This window comes from Pseudomonas sp. WS 5412 (assembly GCF_012985615.1).
GTDB lineage: Bacteria > Pseudomonadota > Gammaproteobacteria > Pseudomonadales > Pseudomonadaceae > Aquipseudomonas > Aquipseudomonas shahriarae.
In genome coordinates, this window is sequence record NZ_JAARMB010000017.1 from 74,637 (window position 1) to 99,398 (window position 24,762).

Annotated in this window: 25 protein-coding genes; 15 read left to right on the plus strand and 10 right to left on the minus strand. The window is 61.9% G+C overall.

Annotated features, from left to right (window positions below):
- Nucleotides 1-2: 2 nt before the first annotated feature.
- From HBR94_RS20755 to HBR94_RS20770, 4 genes are all read left to right on the plus strand, one after another.
- Nucleotides 3-1,298, plus strand: coding sequence for a cytochrome c (locus HBR94_RS20755; protein ID WP_169960463.1), 1,296 nt, complete (start codon nt 3-5; stop codon nt 1,296-1,298).
- 81 nt (nt 1,299-1,379) lie between these two features.
- Complete coding sequence (locus HBR94_RS20760) at nt 1,380-2,438, plus strand: PA0069 family radical SAM protein (RefSeq protein ID WP_057957894.1); 1,059 nt, start codon at nt 1,380-1,382, stop codon at nt 2,436-2,438.
- A gap of 231 nt (nt 2,439-2,669) precedes the next feature.
- Nucleotides 2,670-3,401, plus strand: a complete 732-nt coding sequence (locus tag HBR94_RS20765) for a carbonic anhydrase (RefSeq protein WP_057957895.1) — start codon at nt 2,670-2,672, stop codon at nt 3,399-3,401.
- An 85-nt stretch (nt 3,402-3,486) separates the two neighbouring features.
- Entirely contained in the window at nt 3,487-5,034 is a 1,548-nt protein-coding gene (locus tag HBR94_RS20770; RefSeq protein ID WP_115127089.1) for a SulP family inorganic anion transporter, read from the plus strand.
- A gap of 86 nt (nt 5,035-5,120) precedes the next feature.
- Here the strand turns inward: HBR94_RS20770 and HBR94_RS20775 are convergent, their stop codons facing one another.
- Nucleotides 5,121-5,768, minus strand: coding sequence for a hypothetical protein (locus tag HBR94_RS20775; RefSeq protein ID WP_057957897.1), 648 nt, complete (start codon nt 5,766-5,768; stop codon nt 5,121-5,123).
- Nucleotides 5,769-6,135: 367 nt separating this feature from the next.
- Between HBR94_RS20775 and coxB the strand changes: the two genes are divergently transcribed.
- The 4 genes from coxB to HBR94_RS20795 all read left to right on the plus strand — a co-directional run bounded on the left by coxB (nt 6,136) and on the right by HBR94_RS20795 (nt 10,505).
- Nucleotides 6,136-7,263 carry a cytochrome c oxidase subunit II gene (gene coxB, locus HBR94_RS20780; RefSeq protein ID WP_170045470.1) on the plus strand — a complete coding sequence of 376 codons (1,128 nt, stop codon included), beginning with the start codon at nt 6,136-6,138 and terminating at the stop codon, nt 7,261-7,263.
- A 58-nt stretch (nt 7,264-7,321) separates the two neighbouring features.
- Nucleotides 7,322-8,911 carry a cytochrome c oxidase subunit I gene (gene ctaD, locus HBR94_RS20785; RefSeq protein WP_057439258.1) on the plus strand — a complete coding sequence of 530 codons (1,590 nt, stop codon included), beginning with the start codon at nt 7,322-7,324 and terminating at the stop codon, nt 8,909-8,911.
- A gap of 120 nt (nt 8,912-9,031) precedes the next feature.
- A complete protein-coding gene (locus tag HBR94_RS20790) occupies nt 9,032-9,583 on the plus strand; it encodes a cytochrome c oxidase assembly protein (protein WP_057439257.1) in 552 nt (183 codons plus the stop codon).
- Between the two features lie 34 nt (nt 9,584-9,617).
- Complete coding sequence (locus tag HBR94_RS20795; protein WP_128593085.1) at nt 9,618-10,505, plus strand: cytochrome c oxidase subunit 3; 888 nt, start codon at nt 9,618-9,620, stop codon at nt 10,503-10,505.
- A gap of 4 nt (nt 10,506-10,509) precedes the next feature.
- Here HBR94_RS20795 and HBR94_RS20800 read toward each other — a convergent pair whose 3' ends face one another.
- A complete protein-coding gene (locus HBR94_RS20800; protein ID WP_017528731.1) occupies nt 10,510-10,713 on the minus strand; it encodes a twin transmembrane helix small protein in 204 nt (67 codons plus the stop codon).
- A gap of 85 nt (nt 10,714-10,798) precedes the next feature.
- Here HBR94_RS20800 and HBR94_RS20805 point away from each other — a divergent pair, with 85 nt between their 5' ends.
- The 5 genes from HBR94_RS20805 to HBR94_RS20825 are packed head-to-tail and all read left to right on the plus strand — an operon-like array spanning nt 10,799 to nt 14,707.
- Nucleotides 10,799-11,539 (plus strand): SURF1 family protein, encoded by a 741-nt coding sequence (locus HBR94_RS20805; RefSeq protein ID WP_170045471.1) that lies wholly within the window; start codon nt 10,799-10,801, stop codon nt 11,537-11,539.
- Nucleotides 11,505-12,098 carry a hypothetical protein gene (locus tag HBR94_RS20810; protein ID WP_057444848.1) on the plus strand — a complete coding sequence of 198 codons (594 nt, stop codon included), beginning with the start codon at nt 11,505-11,507 and terminating at the stop codon, nt 12,096-12,098. Before HBR94_RS20805 ends, HBR94_RS20810 begins: the two co-directional genes overlap by 35 nt.
- A 10-nt stretch (nt 12,099-12,108) precedes the next feature.
- A complete protein-coding gene (locus tag HBR94_RS20815; RefSeq protein ID WP_128593083.1) occupies nt 12,109-13,188 on the plus strand; it encodes a COX15/CtaA family protein in 1,080 nt (359 codons plus the stop codon).
- Nucleotides 13,176-14,075: a heme o synthase gene (gene cyoE, locus HBR94_RS20820; RefSeq protein ID WP_057444836.1), complete on the plus strand. Its 900-nt coding sequence runs from the start codon at nt 13,176-13,178 to the stop codon at nt 14,073-14,075. Before HBR94_RS20815 ends, cyoE begins: the two co-directional genes overlap by 13 nt.
- Complete coding sequence (locus tag HBR94_RS20825; protein ID WP_057439255.1) at nt 14,072-14,707, plus strand: SCO family protein; 636 nt, start codon at nt 14,072-14,074, stop codon at nt 14,705-14,707. Before cyoE ends, HBR94_RS20825 begins: the two co-directional genes overlap by 4 nt.
- A 166-nt stretch (nt 14,708-14,873) precedes the next feature.
- Here the strand turns inward: HBR94_RS20825 and HBR94_RS20830 are convergent, their stop codons facing one another.
- Genes HBR94_RS20830 through HBR94_RS20840 form a run of 3 tightly spaced genes read right to left on the minus strand, consistent with a single transcriptional unit; the run spans nt 14,874 to nt 17,379 of the window.
- Complete coding sequence (locus tag HBR94_RS20830; RefSeq protein ID WP_057444837.1) at nt 14,874-15,647, minus strand: MetQ/NlpA family ABC transporter substrate-binding protein; 774 nt, start codon at nt 15,645-15,647, stop codon at nt 14,874-14,876.
- Nucleotides 15,648-15,697: 50 nt separating this feature from the next.
- Complete coding sequence (locus tag HBR94_RS20835) at nt 15,698-16,372, minus strand: methionine ABC transporter permease (protein ID WP_029290333.1); 675 nt, start codon at nt 16,370-16,372, stop codon at nt 15,698-15,700.
- A complete protein-coding gene (locus HBR94_RS20840) occupies nt 16,372-17,379 on the minus strand; it encodes a methionine ABC transporter ATP-binding protein (RefSeq protein ID WP_057439253.1) in 1,008 nt (335 codons plus the stop codon). The genes HBR94_RS20835 and HBR94_RS20840 overlap by 1 nt, the downstream gene beginning before the upstream one ends.
- Before the next feature lie 235 nt (nt 17,380-17,614).
- Here HBR94_RS20840 and katE point away from each other — a divergent pair, with 235 nt between their 5' ends.
- Nucleotides 17,615-19,786, plus strand: a complete 2,172-nt coding sequence (gene katE / locus HBR94_RS20845; RefSeq protein WP_262383410.1) for a catalase HPII — start codon at nt 17,615-17,617, stop codon at nt 19,784-19,786.
- 66 nt (nt 19,787-19,852) lie between these two features.
- On the opposite strand, the gene HBR94_RS20850 is transcribed toward katE, so the two are convergent.
- Genes HBR94_RS20850 through HBR94_RS20865 form a run of 4 tightly spaced genes read right to left on the minus strand, consistent with a single transcriptional unit; the run spans nt 19,853 to nt 22,670 of the window.
- Nucleotides 19,853-20,572, minus strand: a complete 720-nt coding sequence (locus HBR94_RS20850; RefSeq protein WP_120731142.1) for a PA5502 family lipoprotein — start codon at nt 20,570-20,572, stop codon at nt 19,853-19,855.
- A 37-nt stretch (nt 20,573-20,609) separates the two neighbouring features.
- Nucleotides 20,610-21,398, minus strand: a complete 789-nt coding sequence (znuB, locus tag HBR94_RS20855) for a zinc ABC transporter permease subunit ZnuB (RefSeq protein ID WP_029290341.1) — start codon at nt 21,396-21,398, stop codon at nt 20,610-20,612.
- Nucleotides 21,391-22,176 (minus strand): zinc ABC transporter ATP-binding protein ZnuC, encoded by a 786-nt coding sequence (gene znuC, locus HBR94_RS20860; protein ID WP_057444838.1) that lies wholly within the window; start codon nt 22,174-22,176, stop codon nt 21,391-21,393. The genes znuB and znuC overlap by 8 nt, the downstream gene beginning before the upstream one ends.
- Nucleotides 22,176-22,670, minus strand: coding sequence for a Fur family transcriptional regulator (locus HBR94_RS20865; protein WP_169851371.1), 495 nt, complete (start codon nt 22,668-22,670; stop codon nt 22,176-22,178). The genes znuC and HBR94_RS20865 overlap by 1 nt, the downstream gene beginning before the upstream one ends.
- 46 nt (nt 22,671-22,716) lie before the next feature.
- Here HBR94_RS20865 and HBR94_RS20870 point away from each other — a divergent pair, with 46 nt between their 5' ends.
- Nucleotides 22,717-23,646 (plus strand): zinc ABC transporter substrate-binding protein ZnuA, encoded by a 930-nt coding sequence (locus HBR94_RS20870; protein ID WP_057439251.1) that lies wholly within the window; start codon nt 22,717-22,719, stop codon nt 23,644-23,646.
- 125 nt (nt 23,647-23,771) lie between these two features.
- Here HBR94_RS20870 and HBR94_RS20875 read toward each other — a convergent pair whose 3' ends face one another.
- On the minus strand, nt 23,772-24,725 hold the full coding sequence (locus HBR94_RS20875) for a homoserine kinase (RefSeq protein ID WP_057439250.1): 954 nt from the start codon (nt 24,723-24,725) through the stop codon (nt 23,772-23,774).
- Nucleotides 24,726-24,762: the final 37 nt, after the last annotated feature.

Here is a 24,762-nt window from a genome sequence, read left to right on the forward strand (position 1 = left end):
CCATGAAAGCATTTGTTATCGCGACCCTGGCCCTGTTCAGCAGTTGCTCGGTGAGCGCGGCTGAAACTGATCTGATCAAACAAGGCGAATACCTGGCCCGCGCCGGTGACTGCGTGGCCTGCCACACCGCCAAGGGCGGCAAGCCGTTTGCCGGTGGCCTGCCGATGGAAACCCCGATCGGCGTGATCTACTCCACCAACATCACCCCGGACAAAACCGGCCTGGGGGACTACAGCTTTGAAGACTTCGACAAGGCCGTGCGCCATGGCGTCGCCATAAGTGGTAGTACCCTTTACCCGGCGATGCCCTACCCGTCTTACGCTCGCGTCAGCGAAACCGATATGCAGGCGCTGTATGCGTACTTCATGAAAGGGGTGGAGCCGGTCGCCCAGCCGAACCAGGACAGCGACATTCCCTGGCCCTTGAGCATGCGCTGGCCCCTGGCCGCATGGCGCTGGATGTTCGCACCCGAGGTGGCGGACTACCAGGCCCCGGCCGATGCCGACCCGATAATCAGCCGTGGCGCCTACCTGGTGGAAGGTCTCGGCCACTGTGGCGCCTGCCACACCCCGCGCGCTCTGACCATGCAGGAAAAGGCCCTGAGCGCGTCTGAAGGTTCTGCGTTCCTGTCGGGCAGTGCGCCGCTGGAAGGCTGGATCGCCAAAAGCCTGCGCGGTGACCACAAGGATGGCCTGGGCAGTTGGAGCGAAGAGCAACTGGTGCAGTTTCTCAAGACCGGCCGCAGTGATCGCAGTGCGGTGTTTGGCGGCATGAGCGACGTTGTAGTCCACAGCATGCAGTACATGTCTGAAGACGACCTGACCGCTATCGCCCGTTACCTCAAGAGCCTGCCGGCAGTCGACCCCAAGGATCAGCCGCACCAATACGACAAGCAGGTGGCCGAGGCGCTGTGGAAGGGCGATGACAGTCGGCCGGGCGCGGCGGTGTACATCGACAACTGCGCGGCCTGCCATCGTACCGATGGTCATGGCTATACCCGGGTGTTCCCGGCGCTGGCGGGCAATCCGGTGTTGCAGACGGCGGATGCCACATCGTTGATCAACATTGTGTTGAATGGCGGAACCCTGCCGGCCACTCACGCCGCGCCTTCCACCTTCACCATGCCGGCCTTTGCCTGGCGCCTGTCGGATCAGGAAGTGGCGGATGTGGTGAGTTTTATCCGTGGCAGCTGGGGTAACCAGGGCGCGCCGGTGAAGGCTGGCGACGTGGCCGACCTGCGCAAAAGCGATAAACACACCACCTCGGGCGACGATCTGGGGCAAGTGACGAGTCACTGATTCAGCCTTTGCCGCCCAACGGCACTGGTCAGAGACGCTGCGCCTCGATACTGTATATAAAAACAGTATCGAGGCGCTTGTATGTCCACTCCTCTGCCGCCGCGCGGGCGAGGCACCGCCACCAACCTGCACAATCGCTTTGCGCCCACGGTCAGTGTGGCCGAGGACGACGGTTGGTATCAGGAAGTACCGCCGACCCAGGGCACCGAAGTGCGCATCGAGACGGCGAAGACCATCATCACCCGCAACACCTCGCCGGACCTGCCGTTCGACCGCTCCATCAACCCTTACAGGGGGTGTGAGCACGGTTGTATCTATTGTTATGCGCGGCCCAGCCATGCCTATTGGGACATGTCCCCGGGCCTGGACTTTGAAACGAAGCTGATCGCCAAGAGCAACGCCGCCCAGGTGCTGGAGCAACAATTGTCCAAGCCCGGCTATGTGTGTGCGCCGATCAATTTGGGCTCCAATACGGACCCGTATCAACCGATCGAACGTGAATACCAGATCACCCGGCAAACCCTGGAGGTGCTGCTGCGCTATCGCCACCCGGTGACTATCGTGACCAAGGGGTCGTTGATCCTGCGTGACCTTGACCTGCTCACGGAGCTGGCCCGCCAGCGGCTGGTGGCGGTGATGATCAGCCTCACCAGCCTGGACGATGAACTCAAGCGCATCCTCGAGCCCCGTGCGGCGGCGCCCAAGGCGCGGCTGCGGGCGATCCGGGTAATGCGCGAGGCGGGTATCCCGGTGGGTGTGCTGTGTTCGCCAATGATTCCGATGATCAACGACAGTGAACTGGAAAGCCTGCTGGCCGAAGCCCATGCCGCCGGGGCGCAGAGCGCGGCCTATATGATGCTGCGCCTGCCCCTTGAAGTAGCGCCGCTGTTCGAGGAATGGCTGGCGGCCCATTATCCGCAGCGAGCGGCCCATGTGATGAGCCTGGTCCGCCAGGTACGTGGCGGGGAAGTCTATGACAGCCGCTTCGGCGTGCGCATGCGCGGTGAGGGGCCGTTTGCCGATTTGCTGGCGCAACGATTTGCCAAGGCGATCAAGCGCTTGGGGCTCAATCGTCGGGAAGGGTTTAATCTTGATTGCAGTGCATTCTGTCCGCCCGGCAGGCAGCTGGCTTTGTTGTAGACTGATACAAAAGCGCGTGTTGCCCGGCCAGGGTGGTCGCGTTTTGACATCACTGAAACCCGCGAGATAGAGCGGTTGATTCAGTTTGAGTTAAGTTTCGGCAGGTACCTTGTTCATCAAGTGACTGGTGGGTCGGCGGCACTGGCTGGGTGGTTTCCATGTGTTGTTTCCCGGTGATCGCGCGTCGACCTCAACTACAAGACTCTCCTGCCCCAACCACGAGGATGAATCATGAGTGACAAGGATAAACAGCCGTTGGCTGCGTCGGCTTCAGCCCCTCACGAGGCGGAGTCCGCCGATGCAGCGCTGCAGCACATTGTTGATGGTTTTTTGCATTTCCATAATGAGGTCTTCCCCCAGCAGGAAGAGCTCTTCAAGAAGCTCGCCACGGCCCAGAGCCCACGGGCGATGTTTATCACCTGTGCCGACTCGCGCATTGTTCCGGAACTGATCACCCAGAGCTCCCCGGGCGATCTGTTCGTGACCCGTAACGTAGGTAACGTCGTGCCGCCTTATGGGCAGATGAACGGCGGTGTGTCCACGGCCATCGAGTACGCGGTGCTGGCGCTGGGCGTGCAGCACATTATTGTCTGCGGCCACTCCGATTGTGGCGCCATGCGGGCAGTGCTCAACCCCCAGAGCCTGGAAAAAATGCCCACGGTCAAAGCCTGGCTGCGCCACGCCGAAGTCGCCAAGACCATGGTCCAGGACAACTGTGATTGCGCCAACGAAGGCGAAAGCATGCAGGTGCTGACCGAAGAAAACGTCATCGCCCAGTTGCAACACTTGCGCACCCACCCCTCCGTGGCATCGCGCATGGCCAACGGTCATTTGTTTATCCATGGCTGGATCTACAACATCGAGACCAGTGAAATCAAAGCCTACGACGCGGATCAGGCCACATTCCGGCCGTTGAGCGGTTCCGGACCGATCCCTTCGGCGACGCCCAAAGCGCGCTTCTAAAACAATCCCCTGCCGGGTAATGCGATGGCTGCCATGGATGCAGCCAGGCCTTGCCACGCCCGGCGAATGCCTCGGGAGAGTCATCATGCGTGCAGCTCAATTAAAAACAGTGCTGCCACGGGAGCTGTTGGCTTCGGTGGTGGTGTTTCTGGTGGCCTTGCCCTTGTGTATGGGGATCGCCATTGCCTCGGGCATGCCCCCGGCCAAGGGCCTGCTTACCGGGATCATTGGTGGCCTGGTGGTGGGCTGGCTGGCCGGTTCGCCCCTGCAAGTCAGCGGGCCGGCGGCCGGCTTGGCGGTGTTGGTGTTCGAACTGGTGCGCCAGCACGGCATGCTGATGCTCGGGCCGATCCTGTTGTTGGCCGGCTTCCTGCAACTGGTGGCCGGGCGCCTGCGCCTGGGCTGCTGGTTCCGGGTGACGGCGCCGGCGGTGGTCTACGGCATGCTGGCGGGGATCGGAGTGTTGATTGTCCTGTCGCAGGTCCATGTGATGCTCGATGGGGCGCCCAAACCCTCCGGGCTGGATAACCTCGCCGGCTTTCCCGCCGCAGTGGCCCAGGCCATTCCCAGCCTGGGTGGCGGGCTCGGTTGGCAAGCCGGTCTGCTGGGCCTGGCGACCATGCTGGTGATGTGGTTGTGGGACCGGTTTCGCCCGCAAAAACTGCGTTTTGTGCCGGGGGCATTGCTCGGCGTGGGCCTGGCGACCGCGACCAGCCTGGCGCTGGCCTTGCAGGTCAAGCGCGTTGAGGTGCCAGAAAACCTTGCCGACGCAATTGATTGGCTGCGCCCCAGCGACCTGTTGAACCTGGCCGACCCCAACCTGTTGATCGCGGCCTTCGCGGTGGCCTTTATTGCCAGTGCCGAAACTCTGCTCTCGGCGGCAGCAGTGGACCGCATGCATAACGGCCAACGCTCGGACTTCGATAAGGAGTTATCCGCCCAGGGTGTAGGCAACATGCTGTGCGGTCTGGTGGGCGCATTGCCCATGACTGGTGTGATTGTGCGCAGCTCGGCCAACGTCCAGGCGGGGGCGACCACGCGTTTGTCGGCGATGTTCCACGGTCTCTGGCTGCTGGCCTTTGTGTTGCTGCTGTCGAGCGTGCTGCAGAGCATTCCGGTGGCGAGCCTGGCGGGTGTGCTGGTGTACACCGGGATCAAGCTGGTGGACCTCAAGGCGTTCCGTGGCCTGGGGCGCTATGGCCGGATGCCGATGTTCACCTACGCGGCCACGGCCCTGGCGATCATCTTTACCGACTTGCTGACGGGCGTGCTGGTGGGCTTCGGTCTGACCCTGGTGAAACTGGCGTGGAAGGCATCACGCTTGAAAGTCAGCCTGGTCGACCTGCCCGAGGACGGTGAAATGGAGTTGCGACTGGTGGGGGCGGCGACCTTTCTCAAGGTGCCTGCATTGACCCAGGTGCTGGCGACCGTGCCGGCGGGGACCACCGTGCATGTGCCGCTCAATAACCTGAGCTACGTGGACCATTCGTGTCTGGAGTTGCTGGAGGAATGGGGGCGGGCCAATGCGGCGAAGGGTTCGAAGTTGGTGATCGAGGCGCGGGGGTTGAAGCGTCGATTGGAAGGGCGGATACGTACCACGACGCGGATTGGTTCGGCCCCGTCAGTGGGCTGACGAAACCGGATAAAAAAATGTGGGCGCGGCGGTGCGACGATTCGACTTGCCCGCTCCCACATTTGTTCTATACCTGGCAGGAAAACTCAGGCCGGCTGATCCAGCTCCAACTCCACACCCAACTGGCGCGACAGGCACGGCCAGCGTTTCCACGCGGCTTCCGTTGCCGGGCTCTTGAGCTGCTCGCGATAGGCCTCGACGGACTCCAGGGCGAAGCTCTCTTCATTGAGCATTTCATCCACCGCCAGGTGCACGGCTTCGTCCAGCTGATTGGCGAAATCTTCGCCGATCAACTGGTGGGCAATCACATTGGCAACGGTGGTGTCCGCCGGAATCAAGGGCTGGCCGAAATGCTTGATATACAGATCGTTGACTTCTTCCACCAGCCGATGGGCCAGGTAGGCCTCGTCCAGTAGGCCGTTCAGGCCTTCATGGGCGGCCAGGATCGCGGGTGGCTGCAGAAAGAAGTGCTCGGCAATTTTCAGCACCGGCTTGATCTGGCTTTCAATTCCGGCTTCCCGGGCCACGTCGTTGGCGGCATCCAGCAGGTCTGGGACCTGGGCGATGTAGGCGCTGACGAAACGTGTCATCACCGCGTTACGATCACCCTCGGCCAGGGAAATGGCCGAGTGCAGGTGCGGTAACTGTGCGTCCAGTTGTTTAGCCAACAGGCCGGTGGATGCTTCGTGTTGATGGGCACGGGAAATCTGCTCGCGCAATGCGGCGGTGTTCATGAAAGCTCCAGTAATACGGGCGTAGGAAAGGGGATTGCATAAGGTAGCTCGTTTATACGAGCCCCTAAGATGCATTTGTCATAATTATTTCATGGTTATGCATCGCTGTTATATCGAATCGCCATCGTTCGTCGGATAGGCCTTCAATCTGCGGGCTGGCCAGCGCCGTTCGTCTCTTTTCACTGATTTGCCCCCTCACATTGCGGGGTCGCAGTCGCTGTCTATACTCGGGGATGTACGCAATTAGCTGATGACGCCCGACTGCATTAGGCAGGCAAGGCTTGGCGGATGTAAGCAGTTTGGAAGCCGCCCCCTTGGCCGCAGGTGCAAACCGGCGGGATAACAAGAACGATAAGGGGAACCCGCAATGACGCGACATCCACATGTTTGGATGGGCTTACTCTTGTGGTCAGTATTCAGCCAGGCGCAGGCCGCCTGGACGGTGAATATGGCACCAGGGGCCACGGAAGTCAGTCACGCCGTATTCGACCTGCACATGACCATCTTCTGGATCTGTGTGGTGATCGGCATCATCGTGTTTGGCGCCATGTTCTGGTCGATGATTATGCATCGACGTTCCACGGGCCAAGTGGCGGCCAAGTTCCACGAAAGTACGACGGTGGAAATTCTCTGGACCGTGGTGCCCTTGCTGATCCTCGTCGCCATGGCCATTCCGGCGACCAAGACCCTGATCAACATCTACGACAGCAGTGAGTCGGATATCGATATCCAGGTCACCGGCTATCAGTGGAAGTGGCACTACAAATACCTGGGCCAGGACGTCGAGTTCTTCAGCAACCTGGCCACCCCCGCCGAGCAGATCCATAACCAGGCCACCAAGGGCGAACACTACCTGCTGGAAGTCGACCAGCCGCTGGTGCTGCCAGTGGGCGCCAAGGTGCGCTTCTTGGTGACTGCCGCCGACGTGATCCACTCCTGGTGGGTGCCGGCGTTTGCGGTCAAGCGCGATGCCATCCCCGGTTTCGTCAACGAGGCCTGGACCCGGGTCGAGAAGCCCGGCATCTACCGTGGCCAGTGCGCGGAGCTGTGCGGCAAAGACCACGGTTTCATGCCCATCGTGGTCGAGGTCAAGTCCAAGGCCGACTACGCCACCTGGCTCGGCGAGCGCAAGGAGGAAGCTGCCAAGCTCAAGGAGCTGACCTCCAAAGAGTGGACACTCGAAGAGCTGGTGGCCCGTGGCGACAAGGTCTACCACACCACTTGCGTGGCCTGTCACCAGGCCGAAGGCCAGGGCCTGCCGCCGATGTTCCCGGCGCTCAAAGGCTCGAAGATCGCCACTGGACCGGCGGCAGACCACCTGAGCATCGTCTACCACGGCAAGCCCGGTACGGCGATGGCGGCCTTCGGCAAGCAACTGTCGGAAGTCGATATTGCAGCGGTCGTGACTTACGAGCGTAACGCCTGGGGCAACAACAAAGGCGACATGGTCACGCCTAAAGACGTGCTGGCCATCAAACAGGCGGAAAGCAAATGAACCTCTTCATTGCGTATGCCCTGAACCGCCCCGCCCATCCGCTTGCAGGAGAACGGTCATGAGCACTGTGATTGATGACCACGGTCATGCCGCTGACCACGCCCACGGTCCCGCCAAGGGCTTGATGCGCTGGGTGCTGACCACCAACCACAAAGATATCGGGACCATGTACCTGTGGTTCAGCTTCGCCATGTTCCTGCTGGGTGGTTCGTTCGCCATGGTGATCCGCGCCGAGCTGTTCCAGCCGGGCCTGCAGATCGTCGAGCCGGCGTTCTTCAACCAGATGACCACCATGCATGGCCTGATCATGGTGTTTGGCGCGGTGATGCCGGCGTTTGTCGGCCTGGCCAACTGGATGATCCCGCTGATGATCGGCGCGCCGGACATGGCCCTACCGCGCATGAACAACTTCAGCTTCTGGCTGCTGCCGGCGGCGTTCCTGCTGCTGGTCTCGACGTTGTTCAGCCCGGGCGGTGGGCCGAACTTTGGCTGGACCTTCTACGCCCCGCTCTCTACCACTTACGCCCCGGAAAGCGTGACGTTCTTTATCTTTGCCATCCACCTGATGGGCATCAGCTCGATCATGGGCGCGATCAACGTGGTCGCGACCATCCTCAACCTGCGCGCACCCGGCATGACGCTGATGAAGATGCCGCTGTTTGTCTGGACCTGGCTGATCACCGCCTTCCTGCTGATCGCAGTGATGCCGGTACTGGCCGGTTGCGTGACCATGATGCTGATGGATATCCACTTCGGCACCAGCTTCTTCAGCGCCGCTGGCGGCGGTGACCCGGTGCTGTTCCAGCATGTGTTCTGGTTCTTCGGCCATCCCGAGGTGTACATCATGATCCTGCCGGCCTTCGGTGCCGTCAGCTCGATCATCCCGACCTTCTCGCGCAAGCCGCTGTTTGGCTACACCTCGATGGTCTACGCCACGGCGAGTATCGCGTTCCTGTCGTTTATCGTGTGGGCGCACCATATGTTCGTGGTGGGCATTCCGTTGGTGGGCGAGTTGTTCTTCATGTACGCCACCCTGCTGATCGCGGTGCCCACCGGGGTCAAGGTGTTCAACTGGGTCAGCACCATGTGGCAAGGCTCGCTGACCTTTGAGACACCGATGCTGTTTGCCGTGGCCTTTGTGATCCTGTTCACCATCGGTGGCTTTTCCGGGCTGATGCTGGCCATTGCCCCGGCGGACTTCCAGTACCACGACACCTACTTTGTGGTGGCGCATTTCCATTACGTACTGGTGCCCGGCGCAATCTTCGGGATCTTCGCCTCGGCCTACTACTGGCTGCCGAAATGGACCGGCCACATGTACGACGAAACCCTGGGCAAGCTGCACTTCTGGCTGTCGTTCGTGGGGATGAACATGGCGTTCTTCCCCATGCACTTCGTGGGGCTGGCCGGCATGCCGCGGCGGGTGCCGGACTACAACCTGCAGTTCGCCGACTTCAACATGGTGTCGTCGATTGGCGCCTTTATGTTCGGTGCCACGCAGATTTTCTTCCTGTTTATCGTGATCAAGTGCATCCGTGGCGGCCAGCCGGCACCGGCCAAGCCGTGGGATGGCGCCGAAGGGCTGGAGTGGAGCATTCCTTCACCGGCGCCCTACCACACCTTCACCACGCCGCCGGAGGTCAAATGAACCCGGTCATGAAAACACTCCCGATCCCCTGTGGGAGCGGGCTTGCCCGCGATGGCGGCCTCAAGACCCCTGCAGAGCTTGAGGGCCTCATCGCGAAGCCAGCTCGCCCAGGTGGGCGTCATGGCTGACTCCGTACCTCTCAACCGCCTGGTCACGCGCCTGCTCATCCTGGTGCTGGCGATGTTCGCCTTCGGCTTTGCCCTGGTGCCGATCTACGACGTGATGTGCAAAGCGTTTGGCATCAACGGCAAGACCGCCGGGCAGTACGAAGGCTCGCAGGTGGTCGACCCCTCGCGCCAGATACGGGTGCAGTTCCTGTCAACCAATGCCATCGATATGGTCTGGGAATTCCACTCCAGGGCCGACGAAATCGTGGTCCATCCCGGTGCGGTCAACGAGATGGTGTTCGTGGCCTTCAACCCCACCGACAAGCCGATGACAGCCCAGGCGATCCCGAGTATCTCCCCGGCCGAAGCGGCGATGTACTTCCACAAGACCGAGTGTTTTTGCTTCACCCAGCAAGTGCTGCAGCCGGGAGAGCGCATCGAGATGCCGGTGCGCTTCATTGTCGACCGCGACATGCCCAAGGATGTGAAGCATTTGACCCTGGCGTACACGCTGTTCGATATCACTGCGCGCCAACCGCCCGTGGCTGTCCATACCGGCGGCTAGGCGTGCCTGCGGGCTCGATTAGGAGAACGGATACATGTCGACTCATGATACGTACTACGTACCAGCGCAAAGCAAATGGCCAATAATTGCCACGTTTGGGCTGTTGATCACCGTGTATGGCCTGGGTGTGTGGTTCAACGACCTTAAGGCGGCACGCCCGGAATCCCACGGCCCGCTGATCTTTTTCGTTGGCAGCCTGCTGCTGGCCTACATGATGTTTGGCTGGTTTGGCGCGGTGATCAAAGAAAGCCGCGCCGGCTTGTACAGCGCGCAGATGGACCGCTCGTTCCGCTGGGGCATGACCTGGTTCATCTTTTCCGAGGTGATGTTTTTCATCGCGTTCTTTGGCGCGCTGTTCTATGTGCGGCATCTGTCGGCGCCGTGGCTCGCCGGTGAGGGCTCCAAGGGCATTGCCCATATGCTGTGGCCCAACTTCGAGTTCGCCTGGCCGCTGCTCAACAACCCGGATCCCAAGCTGTTCCCGGCGCCGGAAGGCACCATCAGCCCGTGGGGCCTGCCGTTGGTCAACACCATCTTGTTGGTGAGCTCCAGCGTGACCATCACCATCGCCCACCACGCCCTGCGCAAGGGCCATCGCGGCGCGCTGAAGATCTGGCTGGCGATTACCGTGTTGTTGGGGGTGGCGTTCCTCGGCTTCCAGGCCGAGGAATATATCCACGCCTATAAAGAGCTGGGCCTGACGCTGGGGTCCGGGGTGTATGGCGCGACGTTCTTCATGCTCACCGGCTTTCACGGCGCCCACGTGACCATCGGCACGATCATTTTGTTCGTGATGCTGATGCGCATCCTCAAGGGGCATTTCAATGCCGAGCACCAGTTCGGTTTCGAAGCGGCCAGTTGGTATTGGCACTTTGTCGACGTGGTGTGGATCGGGTTGTTTTTCTTCGTCTACGTGCTGTAGCGGCTTACCAGGGGGCGTGGGAAACCAGCTGGCCGCTGAAGAACCCCCAGGTGATCAGCGCCAGGGTGATCACGGCCAGCACCACACGCACGGTCAAGGCGGTGACGAGGCGATTGGAGTGGCCTTCGTCCTTGACCAGAAAGAACAAGCCACTGAACAGGCTCACAACGGTAGCGATCAGCATCAGGGCAATAGCGGCTTTGAGCATGGTCAGGCTCCAGGGCTCTTTATTTTGAGGGGCGGGCAATGAGATTCAGTATAGCCAGCGCAGCATCGACCTTCGCGGTAACGCCATGAAACGCTTTCGCCCCGGGATTGCACCGACCCTGGTGGTGCTGGTGTTGCTGCCGTTGATGGTGTTCCTGGGTTTTTGGCAGTTGTCCCGTGGCCAGGAAAAACAGGCGCTGCTCCAGAGTTACGCCGAGCGCCGGGCGGCGCAGCCTATCAGCGTTGCGCAACTGGCGGCGGTGGCTGATCCGGCCTTTCGCCGGGTGCAGTTGCGCGGGGAGTTCGATGCCGGGCACAGCGTGCTGCTGGATAACCGCATGCGCGACGGCAAGGCCGGCGTCGAGTTGCTGCAACCCTTTCATGACCAGGCCAGCGGCCAGTGGCTGTTGCTCAATCGCGGCTGGCTGCCGTGGCCGGATCGGCGTACGCCGCCAGCTTTCACCACCCCCGACCAACCTTTGAATATCAACGCCTGGGTGTATGTCGCCCCCGGCGAGACGTTCCAGCTACACGCCGACCCGGCAGCCGCGCAATGGCCGCGCCTGCTGACGGCGCTGCACCCGCAGGCGCTGTGGGCCGAGCTGGAGCGCAGCGGGTTTGCCTTTGAACTACGGGCCGAAGCGGGCCCGGCGACCTATGAAACCCAATGGCCGGTGGTGGCCATGGGGCCGGAAAAACACGTGGGGTATGCCGTGCAGTGGTTCGCCATGGCGCTGGCGCTGCTGGGCCTTTACCTCTACCTCGGCTGGCACAACGCAAGGGAGAAGCACCATGGGAGCGGCCATGAATCCACTCAACATGTCTGACACGCCAGCGGCGCCCAATCGCAGCAAGGGGCGCTGGCAACTGATCCTGATCCTGCTGATGGTGATCGGCCCGATGGTGCTGGCGACCCTGATGTACAAGTGGCAGTTCTGGGTGCCGGATAACCGCAGTGATCATGGCGAGATGATCGGCAACGGCCAGACCCGCGCCGATATCGGCGTACAGGCTGACGAGGAGCGCTGGCAATTGCTGGTGACCGCACCCGCGGCCTGCGCCGCCGAATGCCAGCAGTTGGTCTACCTCGCGCGCCAACTGCAGATCGGCCTGGGGCGTGATGCGTCCCGTGCCAGCCATGCCCTGGCCAGTGCGCAGCCGGTCAGCGCCGCGTACGAGGCCAAGCTCAAAGCCGAATACCCGCAATTGCGGCGCTTGCCCCTGGACCTGCCGACCTTCAAGCAAAACGCCGCCGCGCCGGGCGATGCGCAACTGTGGATCGTTGACCCCCACGGCAACCTGGTGCTGCGCTATGACGCGCGGGTCAAGGGCAAGGATCTGCTCAACGACCTGCGCCATCTGCTGAAACTGTCGAATATCGGATAAGGGCATCGTCATGGCCAAACCTGGATTTCGCCTCGCGCTGTTTGCCACCCTGCTGGCGCTGATTGTGGTGCTGCTGGGCGCCTACACGCGCCTGACCCATGCCGGCCTCGGTTGCCCGGACTGGCCGGGTTGCTATGGCTTTATCAGCGTGCCGAAAAGCGAGGCCCAGTTGGCCCATGCCGAGTTGCACTTCCCGGACACGCCGGTGGAGGCCGACAAAGGCTGGAACGAGATGGTCCATCGCTATGCGGCGGGCACCCTGGGGTTGTTGATCGCGCTGTTGGCCACCCGCGCCTGGACCCATCGCCGGCATCCGGGGCAGCCGTTGAAGCTGCCGCTGTTCCTGCTGGTTGTGGTGTTTGCCCAGGCAGCCTTTGGCATGTGGACGGTGACGCTCAAGCTCTGGCCGCAGGTGGTCACTGGGCATTTGCTGGGAGGCTTCGCGACGTTAAGCCTGTTGTTTCTGTTGACCCTGCGTCTGTCCGGGGTGTTGCCGGCGCTGATCGTGCCCCGGCGTTTGCAGTATTGGGCCACCGCCGGCCTGGTGCTGGTGATCGGGCAGATCGCCCTCGGTGGCTGGGTCAGTTCCAACTATGCGGCGGTGGCCTGTATCGACTTGCCGACCTGCCATGGCGAGTGGTGGCCGGCGGCGGATTTTGCCAATGGCTTTCACCTGACCCAGCATATCGGCCCCAACTACCTGGGCGGGCAACTGGACAGTGATGCGCGTACGGCGATTCACCTGACCCATCGCCTGGGCGCGCTGGTGGTGACTGTGGCGCTGCTGGGCCTGGCCTGGCAGCTCAAGGCGGTGGGCATGACCCGCCTGGCGGGCCTGCTGCTGGTCGCCCTGGCCGTGCAGATCGGCCTGGGCCTGAGCAATGTGTACTTTCATTTGCCGCTGCCGGTGGCGGTCGCCCATAACGCCGGCGGAGCAGCGTTGCTGCTGACCCTGGTGCTGGTCAATTACCACGCCCGTACCAGCCTGGTGCGGGTCCGCCATCAAGTGCCGTTCGGTTGGCGCTTCAGCCCGCGCAAGCACGTGTCGGGTCTGATTACCCTTAAAGGAGAGATGCCATGGCGACCTTGATTGGCGAGCGTCACAGCCAGGCGATCTGGCGCGACTACCTGGAGCTGACCAAGCCCAAGGTGGTGGTGCTGATGTTGATCACCTCGCTGGTGGGTATGTTTCTCGCCACCCGCGCCGGGGTGCCGTGGACGGTGCTGATCTTCGGCAACCTGGGGATTGCCCTGTGTGCCGGCGGCGCGGCGGCGGTCAACCATGTGGTGGACCGGCGCATCGACGCGCTGATGGCGCGCACCCATAAGCGGCCGCTGGCGGAAGGCCGGGTGTCGCCGGCCGCCGCGCTGACATTTGCCCTGGCGCTGGCGGTGGCCGGGCTGGGCTTGTTGCTGGCGTTTACCAACCCACTGGCGGCCTGGCTGACCTTGGCCTCGCTGCTGGGCTATGCGGTGATCTACACCGGTTTTCTCAAGCGGGCGACGCCGCAGAACATCGTGATCGGCGGCCTGGCCGGCGCGGCGCCGCCGTTGCTCGGTTGGGTGGCGGTCACCGGGCATGTGAGTGCCGAGCCGTTGTTGCTGGTGCTGATTATCTTCGCCTGGACCCCGCCGCACTTCTGGGCCCTGGCCATCCATCGCAAGGAGGAGTACGCCAAGGCCGATATCCCGATGCTGCCGGTGACCCACGGCGAGCACTACACCAAGGTGCATATCCTGCTCTACACCTTCGCGCTGCTGGCGGTGAGCCTGATGCCTTATGTGATCCATATGAGCGGGCTGTTGTACCTGGGGTGTGCGCTGGTTCTGGGTGCGCGCTTTCTGCAATGGGCCTGGGTGCTGTACCGTGGCAGTCGGCCGCACGCGGCGATCAATACCTTCAAGTACTCTATCTGGTACCTGTTTTTGCTATTTATCGCCCTGCTCGTAGACCACTACTTATTGTTGAACCTATGACTCGAACTCAAAAAACTGTCTTTATCCTGGTGGCCCTGGTGGCGTTGATCATGGGCCTGACCGTCAACAAAGTGCTGTCTGGCAAGGGCCAGGGCGACCCCACGGCATTGATCGACGCGGGCATTATCCTGCTGCCGCAAAGCCGCCAGCTGCCGCCTGTGACCATGACCAACCAGGACGGCCAGCCGGTGCTGGTCAATGAGTTGAAGGGCAAGTGGAGCGTGCTGTTCTTTGGCTACACCTTCTGCCCGGACATTTGCCCGACCACCCTCGCCCAGTTGCGGCAAATCAAGAGCGAGCTGCCCAAGGACGTGGTGGATAAGCTGCAGGTGATCCTGGTCAGCGTTGACCCGCATCGCGATACCCCGACGCAGCTCAAGCAATACCTGAGCTATTTCGATCCGCAATTTGCAGGCCTGACCGGGGCGAATGTGGAAGAGGTGCAGAAGGTCTCGAATGCCGTGAGCATTCCGTTTATTCCGGCGGATACCAGCAAGCCGAACTACACCGTCGACCATAGCGGCAACCTGGCGTTGATCGGCCCGGACGGCACCCAGCGCGGGTTTATTCGTGCGCCGTTGAACAACCAGAAGCTGGTGGCGCAGTTGCCGGGGTTGTTGCAGCGCAACTGAGCCGAACGGCTATTTTGCTGACCATACAAAACAAATGTGGGAGCGGGCTTGCTCGCGATAGCATCACCGCGGTGTAACTGATACACCGCGGCGCCTGCATCGCGAGCAAGCCCGCTCCCACATAAAGCTGCTCCCACATTCTGATCTGCGGTGTGTTGGAGACCGATCAGAACGCCGGCAGGATCGCGCCTTTGTACTTCTCGTTGATGAATTTCTTCACTTCCGGGGTCTTCAGGGCTTTGACCAGCTTCTGCACCGCGTCCGAATCCTTGTTGTCCTCGCGGGTCACCAGGATGTTGACGTAAGGCGAGTCGTTGCCTTCGATCGCCAGGGCATCCTTGGAAGGGTCCAGCTTGGCTTCCAGGGCGTAGTTGGTGTTGATCAGCGCCAGGTCGACCTGGGTCAGCACGCGCGGCAGGGTGGCGGCTTCCAGTTCGCGGAATTTCAGACCTTTTTCGTTGCCGGTGATGTCCTTGATGGTCGACAGGATATCGGTCGGGTTCTTCAAGGTGATCAGGCCCTGGTTGGCCAGCAGCAACAGCGCGCGGCCGCCGTTGGTGGCGTCGTTAGGGATCACTACATTGGCACCGTTCGGCAGCTCGGCCAGGGTCTTGTACTTGCTGGAGTACGCGCCCAGTGGCTCCAGGTGCACGCCGGCGACGCTGACCAAGTGGGTGCCCTTGGCCTTGTTGAACTCATCCAGGTACGGCTGGTGCTGGAAGAAGTTGGCGTCCAGGCGCTTCTCGGCCACTTGTACGTTCGGCTGCACGTAGTCGGTGAACACCTTGACCTTCAGGTCCACGCCTTGCGCGGCCAGGGCCGGCTTCACGAATTCAAGGATTTCCGCGTGCGGCACCGGTGTGGCGGCGACCGTAAGGGTCTCGGCGGCGTGGGCGGAAAACGCGGCAACCGCGGCGAAAGCAACCAGTAGTTTTTTCATCCAACAAGCTCCTTGTTCGGGCATCTGCCGGCGGGGGCCGGCAATCGCCTTTATTTTCGAGAGTAGTGTGTCACCAGCTTATCGCCGATGGTTTGCAGAATCTGCACCAGCACAATCAACATCACCACGGTCACGACCATGACGTCATCCTGGAAGCGCTGGTAGCCATAACGGATCGCCAGGTCGCCCAGACCGCCGGCCCCCACCACACCCGCCATGGCGGTGTAGCCCACCAGGGCAATGGCGGTCACGGTGATTGCAGCAATGATGCCCGGCTTTGCCTCGGGCAGCAGCGCCTTGGTGATGATCTGCCGTGTGGTGGCGCCCATGGCCTGGGTCGCCTCGATGATGCCGCGATCGACCTCGCGCAGGGCGGTTTCCACCAGCCGTGCGAAGAACGTCGAAGCGCCTACCACCAGCGGTGGAATCGCACCGGCCACGCCCAGCGAAGTGCCGGTGAGGAACACCGTGGTGGGGATCATCACGATCAGCAGAATGATAAACGGCAGAGAGCGGATGGCGTTGACCACGAATGCCAGGGCGGCATAAGTGGTTTTCTGCTCCAGCAACTGCCGTGGGCTGAAAAGAAACAGCAGGATGCCCAGTGGCAGGCCGACCAGGACGGTGAAAAACAGCGAGGTGCTGAGCATCAGCATGGTGTCGCTGGTGGCAACCCAGATATCAGCCCAGTCGACGTTGTCGAAGTAATGCAGTAGCACGTCCATTAACGCAGGACCTCCATATGCACATCGGCTGCGGTAAAGCGCGCGAACGCCGCTTCCATGTCACCGCCGGTGATGGCCAGGGTCAGTTGCCCGTAAGGGGTATCTTTGATGTGGTCGATACGGCCGGCGAGGATGCTGTAGTCCACACCCGTTTCGCGGGCGACGGTACCCAGCAGTGGCGCGTAGGTCGCTTCGCCCTGGAACGTCAGGCGCACGATGCGGCCTGGCACATGGGCGAACACATCACGCTGCTCGCCTTCATCGACCTGCTCGGCTTCCTGCACAAAACGCTTGGTGGTCGGGTGCTTGGGGTGCAGGAACACGTCGGCCACCGGGCCTTGCTCGACAATCACCCCGGCGTCCATCACGGCCACCTGGTCGCAGACACGGCGGATCACGTCCATTTCATGGGTGATCAGCACGATGGTCAGCTTCAACTCGCGGTTGATCTCGGCCAGCAGTTGCAGGACCGAGGCGGTGGTCTGCGGGTCGAGGGCACTGGTGGCTTCGTCGCACAGCAGGATTTTCGGTTTGGTGGCCAGGGCGCGGGCGATACCGACGCGCTGCTTCTGGCCGCCGGACAACTGCGCGGGGTACTTCTTGGCATGGTCTGCGAGGCCGACCCGGTCCAGCAGCTCGGCCACGCGCGCATCAATCTCGCGGCGCGACAGTTCGCCCGCCAGGGTCAGTGGCAGCGCGACGTTGTCGGCGACGGTCTTGGAGGCCAGCAGGTTGAAGTGCTGGAAGATCATCCCGACCTGCTGCCGGAAACGGCGCAGGCCGTTGGCATCCAGGGCGGTGACTTCTTCGTCATCGACCTTGATCTGGCCGCCCGAAGGCTCTTCCAGACGATTGATCAGGCGCAGCAGGGTACTTTTTCCCGCGCCGGAATGGCCAATGAGGCCAAACACCTGGCCGTTCTCGACGCGCAGGCTGGTGGGGTGCAGTGCGGGAATATCCTTGCCGGCGACCCGGTAGGTTTTATGGACGTTATGAAACTCGATCACGTAGCGAACCTTGTGGGGCGCATTGAAAAGGGATCAGCGGTTAGCCGGGCGCGCATTTTAGCCTGTCCGTATAGCGTTTCTTAGCATTTATTTCGTATTCAACCAGCGATTTGGCAATAACGCGATCAAAGGTCATAAAAAAGGAACGGTAAAAAATCCCGTCAGTCACTACTTAAGCAACTCGATTTCCCGGGTGCCGTGCCCGGGGTTTTGCTCACACGAGCCAGGGACCGCTCTGGCCTACGCAAACGAGGAGTTTTGTCTGATGAGTACCAAAAAACCCGCTACGCCGCCCAAGAGCGAGCTTGCAGGCACCGATACCCTGGACCGTGGCAACACCAATGCCAAGCTGCAAAGCCTGGAAAAATTCCGTTCCGACGCCACAGGCCAGGCGCTGCGCACCAATCAGGGGGTGAAAATCTCCGATAACCAGAACACCCTGAAAGCTGGCGCCCGGGGGCCTTCGCTGCTGGAAGATTTCATCATGCGTGAAAAAATCACGCACTTTGACCATGAACGTATCCCGGAGCGCATCGTGCACGCCCGCGGCACTGGCGCCCATGGCTACTTCCAGACCTATGAAAACCATTCGGAGCTGACCAAGGCGGGTTTCCTGCGTGACCCAGGCCGTAAAACCCCGGTGTTCACGCGTTTTTCCACAGTGCAGGGCCCGCGTGGTTCAGGCGATACGGTGCGTGACGTGCGCGGCTTTGCCGTGAAGTTCTTCACCGACGAAGGCAACTTCGACCTGGTGGGCAACAACATGCCGGTATTTTTCATTCAGGACGCGATCAAGTTTCCTGACTTCGTGCATGCGGTAAAGCCTGAGCCGCACAACGAAATTCCTACCGGCGGCTCGGCTCACGATACGTTCTGGGATTTTGTCTCGCTGCAGCCGGAATCGGCGCACATGGTGATCTGGGCGATGTCCGACCGCGCCATTCCAAAAAGCCTGCGCAGCATGCAGGGTTTTGGGGTGCACACGTTCCGCATGGTGAATGCCGAGGGTCAATCCAACTTCGTCAAATTCCACTGGCGCCCGACAGCGGGTACCTGCTCCCTGGTGTGGGACGAAGCGCAAAAATTGGCCGGTAAAGATACCGACTACCACCGTCGCGATCTGTGGGATGCGATCGAGATGGGCGATTACCCGGAGTGGGAACTGGGCGTACAGGTGATTCCGGAAGATAAGGAGCACGCGTTCGACTTCGATATCCTCGACCCGACCAAGTTGATTCCGGAAGAGTTGGTGCCCATCACCCCGCTGGGCAAGATGGTGCTCAATCGCAACCCGGACAACTTCTTCGCTGAAGTCGAACAGGTCGCGTTCTGCCCAGGCCATATCGTGCCGGGTATCGACTTCTCCAATGACCCGCTGCTGCAAGGTCGGTTGTTTTCCTACACCGACACACAGATCAGCCGTCTAGGTGGCCCGAACTTTCACCAGTTGCCGATCAATCAGCCGCTGACGCCCCTGCATAACAACCAGCGCGATGCCATGCACCGCAGCACCGTCGATAAAGGCCGCGCGTCCTATGAGCCGAACTCTATTGATGGCGGCTGGCCGAAAGAAACCCCGCCGGCAGCACAGGACGGCGGTTTCGAGTCGTACCCGGAGCGCATCGACGCGCACAAGATCCGTGAGCGCAGTGAATCGTTCAGCGACCATTTTTCCCAGGCACGCCTGTTCTTCAACAGCATGAGCAAGCACGAGCAGGAGCACATCATCGCGGCCTACAGCTTTGAGCTGGGCAAGGTCGAGCGTGAGTTTATCCGCGCGCGTCAGGTCAATGAGATCCTCGCCAATATCGACCTGAGCCTGGCCAAGCGCGTGGCCGAGAACCTGGGCCTGCCGGCGCCGAAAAAAGGCACCGTGCCGGTGCGCAATACTGCACCGGAGCGTTCGCCGGCCTTGAGCCAGGCCAACCTGCTGTCGGGGGATATCAAGACGCGCAAGGTGGCGATCCTGGCGGCCAATGGTGTGGATGGTGCCGCGATTGCCGCGCTGAAAAAGGCGCTGGCCGCAGAAGGCGCCCATGCCAAGTTACTCGGGCCGACCTCGGCGCCGGTGACCACCGCCGATGGCAAGAGCCTGGCGGTGGACGCCTCGATGGAAGGCCTGCCGTCAGTCGCGTTTGATGCGGTGTTTGTGCCGGGTGGGGCGAAGTCGATCCAGGCGTTGAGCGGCGACGGCGTGGCGTTGCATTACCTGCTGGAGGCGTACAAGCATTTGAAGGCGATTGCCTTGGCGGGTGAGGCGAAGCAGTTGCTGGCGGTGTTGAAGCTGGAGGCGGATGCGGGACTGATTGTCGGCGGGGATGCCAAGGCGTTGAAGGCGTTTATTGCGGCGATTGCCCAGCATCGGGTCTGGGAACGGGAGCCTAGGGCCAAGGCGGTTCCGGCTTAAGTCATTGGTTGCTTGATAGGGCGCCATCGCGGGCAAGTCGAATCTTCGCACTGCCCGCGATTGGCTTCAGTCGGCTTTACGCGGAATCAACACAACCTGCGCCGGAATATGCCTGAGGATCTGCCGATGAATCTTCAGGTCGTACCCTGAATCAATCCGCTTTACCCGTTTAGTCAGCAGCGTGCTCAACCACGGGTAATCCTCGGTGCGCGGCACCTGGATGCTCACATCACACTGGTAATTCACCACATCGGTGGCGATGGCATCCAGTTGATGGCGCAATTCCTGGATATCCGTGAGGTTCAGCGCCACCGTGGTGCTTTCGGCGGTGGGGTCGATGACCTTGGCTGGCGGCTTGGCTTCGGCAGCTTTCAGGGCGGCTTCGGCTTTATCCAGCTCGGCTTTGCGCGCGTGGGCGATGGCGTTGTTGACCCCACCGGTCAGCGCGGGAGCCTTGGGCATCAACGCCCGGGCGCGGCTCAAGGCCGTCGCGGCGGCGTTGACATCGCCTTTCTGCAGGACGATCTGGCTGCGCTGCAAATAGGCCTCGGCCAGTTGGCGCTGATACGGCTCGAGTGCCGGGTCGTCGGGCGATTGGGCCTGCAACGCGGCGAGTTGGTCCTCGGCGGTGGCCAGCTCACTGCTGGCCAGGTTTTGTTCCAGCTGTGCAATGGCCACAGCGCGCGCATCCGGCACCTCGGGGGCGACGGGCGGGGTGCTTTGGCAGGCGCCCAGCAGCAGGGAAAATGCGGCAAGGAGCAGATAACGGGAGGTGAACGGCTTCATTCCTGCGACTCTCTAATTGCGCAAAAAGCGAGCAAGTCTACACCCCTCGACGGGGCAGGACAAAACTCAGCAGAAACAGTGCGGCGGCCGTGACCACAATCGACGGCCCGGCCGGGGTGTCCTTGAACCAGGACAGTGCCAGGCCACCACACACGGCAAGCATCCCCAGCAAACTGGCGCCAACCGCCATCTGTTCCGGCGAGCGTGCATGACGCTGGGCGGCGGCGGCGGGGATGATCAATAGCGACGTGATCAACAATACGCCGACTATCTTCATTGCGACAGCAATCACCACCGCGATCAGCAACATCAGGGTCATGCGCAGCGCTGGTACGGGCAGGCCTTCGACAGTGGCCAGCTGTTCGTGGACGGTAATTGCCAGCAGCGGTCGCCACAGGGCTACCAGCAGAATCAGCACCGCAGCGCTGCCGCCGAGAATCCAGGCGAGGTCCGTGGGGCTGATGGCCAGCAGGTCGCCGAACAGATAGGCCATCAGGTCGATGCGCACTTCATGCATAAAGCTCAGCACCACCAGGCCCAGGGACAGGGTGCTCGGCGCAAGGATCCCCAGCAGCGTGTCCGATGCCAGTGGCTGGCGCTGTTGCAGGGTCACCAGCAGCACCGCCAGCAGCAGGCAGCCGACGGTCACGGCAATGGTCGGGCTGACGTCCAGCAAAAAGCCCAGGGCCACGCCGAGCAAGGCGGCGTGGGACAAGGTGTCGCCAAAGTAGGCCATGCGTCGCCAGACCACGAACGAACCCAGCGGGCCCGCCACCAGCGCCAGAGCCAAGCCTGCAAGCAGGGCATAGAGCAGAAAATCAGCCATGCTTGCAGCCATCTCCGTGGACGTGGGTATGAGGGGCAGTCGGATCGGCGACCACGGCGCCATGCAGGTCGTGGGCATGGTCGTGACGGTGGTGGTAGATCGCCAGGCTCTGGGCGTTTTTGCCGAACAGCTCGACGAACGCCGGGTCGCCGCTGACCTGCTCCGGGTGGCCGGAGCAGCAGACGTGGCGATTGAGGCAGACTACTTGGTCGGTGGTGCTCATCACCAGGTGCAGGTCATGGGACACCATCAGCACGCCGCAGCCATGCCGGTCGCGCAGGCGGGTGATCAGGCTGTAGAGCTCGGCCTGGCCGGCGACGTCGACGCCCTGCACCGGTTCATCGAGCACCAGCAATTCGGGTTCGCGCAGCAGGGCGCGGGCCAGCAGCACGCGCTGCATTTCGCCGCCGGAGATGCTTTGGACCGGGCTGTCGATGACCTGCTCGGCACCCACTTCCTTGAGCGCAGCCTGGGCGCGAGTGCGGTCCACGCCCGGTACCAGGCGCAGGAAACGCAGCACCGAGAGCGGCAAGGTCGGATCGACGTGCAGTTTTTGCGGCATGTAGCCGATGCGCAGCTTGGGCTTGCGCCAGACACTGCCGCTGTCGGGCTTGAGCAGCCCCAGTACCGCGCGTACCAGGGTGGTCTTGCCGGCGCCGTTAGGGCCGATCAGGGTGACGATCTGCCCCGGCTCGACGCTCAGGTCAATGTTGTCCAGCACGTTCTGGTCGGCGAACGTGACGCCGACCTGTTCCAGGCGGATCAGCGCAGTGCTCATCAAGCCCCCTGGCAGCCCGAGCAGATGCCAACCACTTCGACGGTCTGCCCTTCGACTCGGAAGCCGACATCGCCGGCACTCTTGATAATCGCGTCGCTGATGCTTTTTTGTTCAAGCTCGATGGCGGCGTGGCATTCGCGGCAGATCAGGAACTGGCCCTGATGCGCGTGTTCCGGGTGGTTGCAGCCGACAAACGCGTTCAACGAGGCGATGCGGTGCACCAGGCCATTTTCCAGCAGGAAGTCCAGCGCACGGTACACCGTGGGCGGCGCGGCGCGGCGACCGTCCTGCTCGCTGAGCACGCCGAGAATGTCGTAGGCACCCAGTGGCTTGTGGCTCTGCCACACCAGTTCCAGCACCCGCCGACGCAGGGCGGTCAGGCGCAGGCCTTGGCGTGCGCACAGGGCATCGGCCTCCGACAGTGCGTTGTGCACGCAGTGAGAGTGGTCGTGGGGACGGCTGGCAAGCGGTGTTTTAGGCATGAGCGGCGACAGATATTTGTGAGAGACGTTATTATGTTACCCGTTCCTGCTGACTTGAGTGCTTATCGTGTCCCGACTTTTTGCCGTTTTTGTCGTATTTGTCACCAGTTTATTGATTGCCGGGGCTGCCCAGGCCGAGGTTCGGGTGCTCACCAGCATCAAACCCTTACAGCTGATTGCCGCCGCTGTGCAGGACGGCGTGGCGGTTCCAGAGGTGTTGCTGCCTCCGGGAGCCTCGCCGCATAACTACGCATTGCGCCCATCCGACGTACGGCGTGTGCAATCGGTGGATCTGCTGTATTGGATCGGTCCGGACATGGAAGGCTTCCTGCCACGGGTCCTCAAGGGTCGCAACTTGCCCACAGTGGCCGTGCAGGAACTGCCGGGCCTGAAGCTGCGGCATTTCGCCGAAGATCATCACTCCCATGGCGAAGAAGCCGACGATCATGATCACGATCATCGCCCCGGCAGCCTGGATGCCCACTTGTGGTTGTCGCCGGTGAATGCGCGGGTGATTGCGGCCAGGATGGCGGCGGACTTGAGTGCGGCTGACCCCGCCAACGCAGAGCGCTACCAGAGCAACCTGCAAGCCTTCAACGGACGCCTGGATGCCTTGGACCTGCGTTTGAAAGCGCGCCTGACGGGGATCGCCGGCAAGCCTTACTTCGTGTTCCACGAAGCCTTCGACTACTTTGAAGATGCCTACGGCCTCAAGCACACCGGCGTGTTCAGCGTGGCCGCCGAGGTACAACCCGGCGCCCAGCATGTGGCGGCGATGCGCACCCGCTTGCAGGAAGTGGGCAAGACCTGCGTGTTCAGCGAGCCACCCTTGCGCCCGCGCCTGGCCGAGACCCTGGTGGCTGGCCTGCCGGTGAAACTGGCGGAGTTGGATGCCCTGGGCGGCTACACCCCGGCCACGGGCCAGGGGTATGAGCAGTTGCTGGAGAAACTGGGTAACGATTTGGCAGGGTGCCTGGAGTCGTTGTAACCGACGACATAGAACCCCTGTGGGAGCAGGCTTGTGTGGGAGCGGGCTTGCCCGCGATAGCGGTGTATCAGGCGCTGATAGGCGACTGACACGCCCTCATCGCGGGCAAGCCCGCTCCCACAGCGTCAGAGGGCGAACGGCAGTTGGAGAGTGGCCTGCTGGCGCTGCTCCAGTCGTTGCTGGAACTCCACTGGATCGTGAATCAGCACGTCCTGCCCGGCAAATGACTCGGCAGCAATCAGCCGTGACAGCCAAAACCGCACACACGCCACGCGCAACATGGTCGGCCACAGCTCGGCTTCCTTGGCGCTGAACGGCCGCAGTGCCGCGTAGGCGCCCAGCAGTGCGCGGGCGCGATGGCCGTCGATCACCCCGGCGGCGTCCGAGCACCAGTCATTCAGGGCAATCGCCACGTCGTACAGCATCGGCCCGGAGCACGCGTTGTAGAAGTCGATCAACCCAGTCAGGTGGGTGCCTTCGAACATCGCGTTGTCGCGAAACAGGTCGGCGTGGAGGTTGGCGCGGGGCAGCGTGAGGATCTGTTCCTTGTGTTGCTGGATTTCATCCAGTGCCGTTTGCAACAGCTGCTGCTGGTGGGCGTCGAGGTGCGAAATCAGCTGCGCGCCCTCCTCGAGCATCCAATCCAACCCACGATCGGTCTTGCGCTCCAGCACCTTGTCGCCCTGGGTGGCCAGGTGCAAGTGGCCGAGCAACTCGCCTACTTGCACGCAATGCTGGGCGTTGGCGTCCTGGATGTGCTTGCCCGCCAGGCGCGGTTGCAGCAGCGCCGGCTTGCCTGCCAATTCGCGCAGGGCCACGCCGTCGGTGGTGCGCAGGGCGTAAGGCACGGGCAGGTCGGCGTCGTGGAGTACGTCGAGCAGTTCGATGAAGAACGGCATTTCGTCCACGGGGCCGCGTTCAACCAGTGTCAGGACAAATTCGCCCTGTTCCAGGCTGATAAAGAAGTTGGTGTTTTCGCTACCAGCGGCAATCCCCTGGAAATCGAGCAGGCGGCCGAGCCCGTAAGGGGCGAGAAAGGTTTCCAGCTCGGGCCGAGCCAGGGGGGTGAACACAGACATGGTTAAAACTGCCAGTACGGGCGCCGCGGGCCGCAGC